The organism is Mycobacterium sp. TH-M116, from assembly GCF_057473685.1.
The window spans coordinates 1-4,163 of record NZ_JBYCLC010000375.1 but is presented as its reverse complement, the minus strand read 5'-3'; the positions used below and the strand labels follow the sequence as shown (position 1 = coordinate 4,163).

Here is a 4,163-nt window from a genome sequence, read left to right as displayed (position 1 = left end):
ATAAAGCTATCGGGTTGAGTGCTGATAGGCGCCATAGAGGCTGTGCCACAGCACCTTCCGATTTCGGATGGCGTCAATGCAGCGGGATGTTGACCGTCTTCGACTGCAGGTAGCTCTCCAACTCGTCAATACCTTCCTCGGTGCCGACTCCGCTGTTCTTGTGCCCGCCGAACGGTGCTCCCAGGAAATGGCTGCCTGACCCGTTGATCCAGACGTAGCCGGTATCCAGCCGATCGGCCACCGATATCGCGGTCGTGATGTCGTTGCTCCACACCGCCCCGGTCAGCCCGAACGGGAGTTCGTTGGCCTGCTCGACGACGGTGTTCAGGTCGGTCCAACGGAAAACCGACAGCACCGGACCAAAGATCTCCTCACGTGCGATCCGCATCGACATGTCGACGTCGGCGAATATCGTCGGTTCGATATAGAAACCTTTCGCGAAGTCGTCACCCTCCGGCCTGCCGCCTGTTGAGCGACGCTGTGGGTGAGCACGACGGGGTCGTGGCACGTCACGTGAGTTGAGGACGGTCCGACCTGACGGTTATCGGGTGGGCCGAGTGCGAGTGGTGGCGTCACCGCGAGGACGACCGGTTTACGGTTCGGGTGATCTTGAAAGCCGACGGCCCTCCCCACGTGCTTTGACGGGACTGCGGGAAGGGCCGTCCGAACACGCCCGGAGGCGCGGTGCTCAGTGTAGGAGCAGATCCCGTTGTGGTTGAGAACCAGTTGCGTACCGGTGAGCTGAAGTGCCCGGATTGTGAGCTGCGGTTGGCGCCGTGGGGGCATGCCGCGCCGCGGTTTGTGCGCCGGGCCGCGACGGTGGTGGCCCGGATTCGACCACGGCGAGCGATCTGTTCGAGCCCGGCAGGATGTGGCCGCTCGCACGTGCTGTTGCCCCGGCTCTGCCTGGGACGACGGGTCGATCCGGTGACAGTGATCTGGGCGGCGCTGTTGGCCCGGGCGTCGGGCTGGGGGTGGCGGCGAATCTGTGCGGCGGCGGGTCGTCCGGCCTCGACAGTGCGGGGCTGGCTGTCGCGGTTCGCTGAGCATGCCGAGCCGATCCGGGTGGGGTTCGCTCGGCTGGAACACCTGGCCAACACCGGCGCGGACATGGTTCGCCTGACACCGGCGGCAAGCCCGCTGGCCGATGCGGTCTCCCAGATCGGTGCGGCGTGCGCGGCGGTGCGCCGGATGGCCGGTGCGGTGGTGTTCGAGGTGTCGGCGGCGGAGTTGGTGGCGGCGTGCTCGGGAGGCTGGCTGCTCGGGATGCGGCCGCCGGCGGTGGCGGCGACGGGAATCAACATATGTCCGCGTCTGTGACTGCCGGCCGCGGCGCGTCAGGGTCGACGGCGTCACTGCTGTCGACCATGAAAGCGTTGAGGTACCCCACCGATGGCCAAGCCAGAGCCGAAAAAGTCACGCACTGATCGGGCGCGTGATGTCGCGCTGTATCGCTACTCGCTGATCCGACCATTGGCCGATCCGAACCTGTCTGCGACTGAACGAGGCCGGCTGGTACGGGATATGGCCGCCCAGGTCCATATCGGGCCGTTCGGGCAGCCGACGGAGGTGTCGCGGGCCAGCCTGGACCGCTGGATTCGGGCGTGGCGGGCCGGCGGGTTCGACGCGCTGCTCCCCGCGCAGCGCCAGATCACCCCGCGCACCGACGCCGAGGTGCTGGAGTTGGCGGCGCGGCTCAAGGCCGAGCACCCCGCACGCACTGCGGCCCATATCGCCCGGATCGTTGAGGCCGAGCAGGGCTGGGCGCCGTCGGCGCGGACCCTGCAACGCCACTTCGCCCGCCTGGAGCTCAATACTCGCCCGGACGGCACCCCGCCGGCGGCGTTCGGCCGGTTCGAGGCAGGCGAACCTGATGAGTTGTGGATCAGCGACGGCCTGCACGGCCCGACCATCGACGGGAAACGGGCGGTGCTGTTCGCCCTGCTCGACGACCACTCCCGCTATGTGCCCGGCCACCGGTGGGGCTACGGCGAGGACACCCTGGGTATGCAGGCCGCGCTGCACGACGCGGTCAAAACCCACGGCTGCCCACGAAACCTATACTGCGACAACGGCTCTGCGTATTCCTCGAATCAACTGGCTTGGTCGGTGGCGGTGCTCGACATCCGGCTGGTGCACAGCAGGCCGGGCAGACCGCAGGGCCGCGGGAAAATCGAGAGATGGAACCGCACCGTGCGCGACCAATTCCTGGTCGAGATCCAAGCCGCCGGCGGCGTCGATTCACTCGATGAGCTGAACCGGCTGTTCACCGCATGGTTGCACCAGCAGTATCACCGGGTGGCGCATTCCGAGACCGGCGCCACCCCCACAGCGCGCTACCACGCCGAGGGCCGCACCCCGGCGCCGCGACCGGATACCGCACTGCTGCGGCGGGCATTTTTATGGCGTGAGCAGCGCAGAGTCACCGCCACCGCCACGGTTTCGCTACACGGCAACCGATACCAGGTCGACGCCGCCTTAGTCGGGCGCGTCGTGGACTTGCTGTTCACCCCGTTCGACCTGACCACCATCGACGTCGAATACCAGGGCAAGACGATGGGCCGGGCCGTACCGCACACCATCGGCCGCCACACCCACCCCGCGGTCAAACCCGGCGCCGTCGCCCCCGTCGAAGCCACCGGCATCGACTACCTGCACCTACTCGAGCAGGCACACCAAGCCGACGTGGGCCAGGCGATCAACTACCTCGCCCTGGCCGGCGGCGATGTCGAACCAACCCGCCACAACCAGGCTGACCCGGAAAACACCTGACCCGCATCATCATTCACCTCAACCACCGGGCCAGCCCCGGGGAACGGACCACCACCATGCTCGATAAAATTCAGTCGTATTTCGGCTTCACCACCATGCCCTTTGGCCGGGCCCTGGCACCGGGCATGCTGTTTCGCAGCGGTGATCATGCCCAGGCCGCCGCCCGCATCGGCTACGGCATCGCCACCCGCGGCATCACAGTGATCACCGGCGAAGTCGGCGTAGGCAAGACAGTGGCCGCCCGCGCGGCGATCGACCGCGCCGAACCGGCCCGCCACCACCTGATCTACATTCCCGACCCCACCGTCGGCGCCCGCGGCATCTACCACCACATCGTGTCCGCCCTCGGCGGGCGGCCCAGCTTCCACAACGCCTCCCTGGTCCCGCAAGCCCGCGACGCGCTCGCCGCCGAACATGCTGAGCGGGGCCGTGTCCCCATCGTGTGTATCGATGAAGCCCACTTGCTTTGCCACGATGCCCTCGAAGCACTGCGGCTGCTCACCAATCACCGCCTCGATACCGAATCCCCCTTCGCCACCATCCTTCTAGGCCAGCCCACCCTCGCCGCCAAAATGGCGCTGGGTACCCTGGCCGCACTCGAACAACGCATCACCGTGCGCCGCACCATGACCGGCATGACCGGCGAGGAGACCGCCGGCTACCTACGCCACCACCTCCAACTGGCGGGCCGATCTGATCCGCTGTTCACCGACGACGCCATCGCGCTCATCCACCAATCCAGCCGCGGCAAACCCCGCGGCATCAACCGGCTCGCCATCGCCGCCCTCATCGCCGCCTGCACCGCCGACAAGAACCTCATCGACGAGGCCAGCGCCCGAACCGCGGTCACCGAAACCAACCACGACCTCCAGCCCGCGACACCGTGACCACCACCGCGACACCGCGACCATCGACAACCCCGCCCGACACCACCAGGCAGGGTCAAATCACACCCGAACCAGCCTCAACGACAGTGGCGCCACCATGTGCAAGATCAGTGACGCGCAACACCTGGTTCGATTTGATGGAGGTCTGAATTACTCGAACCTCATCGACCAGCTGCCCACACCGTGCCCACAAATTGCCCACAGTTACAGATAACTCTGGTGAACTACAGTGATGGCTTTTAGCAGCTAAACCGTAGTTCGCGCCCCTGAACTGCTCCGTAGATACAGTTCAATCCTGACAGGGGGCTCCGCAAAGGCGCAGCTCGCGCGATCTGTCGCCGATGCCTTGGCCCAGCATGTGGTCTTTGAGGGCGAGTGCATCGACCGCATGTTCTGCAACGTCTATGTGCCGAGATTCCAGTACGCCGCTGGCCTGGTCGGCTATGCGCACCGACAGTTGGAGTTCCCGATCGCCTCGACTGCGCCGTTGGCCAGTATCACCGA

The 4,163-nt window shown here is 66.3% G+C and carries 4 protein-coding genes; 3 read left to right on the top strand and 1 reads right to left on the bottom strand.

Annotated features, from left to right (window positions below; translation table 11 throughout):
- Positions 1 to 73: 73 nt before the first annotated feature.
- Positions 74 to 508 (bottom strand): aldehyde dehydrogenase family protein, encoded by a 435-nt coding sequence (locus AC2VOK_RS19435; protein ID WP_428901920.1) that lies wholly within the window; start codon positions 506 to 508, stop codon positions 74 to 76.
- 419 nt (positions 509 to 927) lie between these two features.
- Here AC2VOK_RS19435 and AC2VOK_RS19430 point away from each other — a divergent pair, with 419 nt between their 5' ends.
- The 3 genes from AC2VOK_RS19430 (at position 928) to AC2VOK_RS19420 (ending at position 3,659) form a co-directional block, all read left to right on the top strand.
- The gene (locus AC2VOK_RS19430; RefSeq protein WP_421528863.1) at positions 928 to 1,320 is read left to right on the top strand and encodes a helix-turn-helix domain-containing protein; all 393 of its coding nucleotides are present in this window, start codon (positions 928 to 930) and stop codon (positions 1,318 to 1,320) included.
- Positions 1,321 to 1,392: 72 nt separating this feature from the next.
- Positions 1,393 to 2,772, top strand: coding sequence for a DDE-type integrase/transposase/recombinase (locus AC2VOK_RS19425; protein ID WP_421528862.1), 1,380 nt, complete (start codon positions 1,393 to 1,395; stop codon positions 2,770 to 2,772).
- Between the two features lie 56 nt (positions 2,773 to 2,828).
- Positions 2,829 to 3,659: an ExeA family protein gene (locus AC2VOK_RS19420; protein WP_421528861.1), complete on the top strand. Its 831-nt coding sequence runs from the start codon at positions 2,829 to 2,831 to the stop codon at positions 3,657 to 3,659.
- Positions 3,660 to 4,163: the final 504 nt, after the last annotated feature.

Excerpts from the sequence above, each read along its gene's own strand:
- AC2VOK_RS19420 (WP_421528861.1), top strand. The coding sequence starts at position 2,829 with ATGCTCGATAAAATTCAGTCGTATTTCGGCTTCACCACCATGCCCTTT.
- AC2VOK_RS19425 (WP_421528862.1), top strand. The coding sequence starts at position 1,393 with ATGGCCAAGCCAGAGCCGAAAAAGTCACGCACTGATCGGGCGCGTGAT.